This window comes from Dryocola clanedunensis (assembly GCF_038405435.1).
Classification (GTDB): Bacteria; Pseudomonadota; Gammaproteobacteria; order Enterobacterales; family Enterobacteriaceae; genus Dryocola; species Dryocola clanedunensis_A.
Window position 1 is genome coordinate 1 of sequence record NZ_JBBYHZ010000100.1, and the last position, 655, is coordinate 655.

General features: G+C 68.1%; 1 protein-coding gene. It reads right to left on the reverse strand.

Annotated elements, in window-relative coordinates; all coding sequences use genetic code 11:
* Positions 1 to 556, reverse strand: a 556-nt coding sequence (locus tag AAE045_RS23650; protein WP_455549747.1) for a cysteine hydrolase family protein, incomplete at its 3' end; no start/stop codon positions are given.
* Positions 557 to 655: the final 99 nt, after the last annotated feature.

The window sequence follows — 655 nt, forward strand, 5'->3', positions numbered from 1 at the left end:
CGCGCGGCGCGGCAGCCGCGTCGCGGGCGGCCCCGACGACGCAGGCATGGGTCTGCAGGCCGGTGATGATCAACGTGTCGACGCCAGCCTGCTTGAGCACCGTGTCCAGCGCCGCAGCCGAGGCGCCGGCGAACACGCTGACGTTGTCCTTCTGGATGACGGTTTCGCCACTGCGCGGCTGCATGTCGCGATGGAAGGCGACGTTGACACTCCCCTGCGCGAACAGCGGCGCGCCCGCCGGCAGCACATGCTGCACGTGGATGACGCGGATGCCGTGGGCATCGGCGAAGTCGACCACGCGGCGGGTCTGGCGCAGTGCGGCGATGCCGTCGGGAATGACCATGCGGCCGCCGGCGAAACCTGGCGCGGCACCGGCATCGAAGTATTCGTTCTGGAAGTCGATCACCAGCACCGCGGTCTTCGCTGCGTCGAGCGAGGCGGGCACCGGGGCACCCGCCATGTGGCGGATGGTGGGATGGGACGGTTCAGCGGCAACCACCGGGGCGGTGGCAGCCATGCCGATCAGGCTGGCCAGGCCGAAGGCCGTGAGGTTCATGGGACGACTCCTGTGCGATGGAAAGTGGGCACAGGATGCGAGGCGGATGGCGCACGAACCAGCCATGGATTGACACATGATCTGTGCAGATTTCGAACA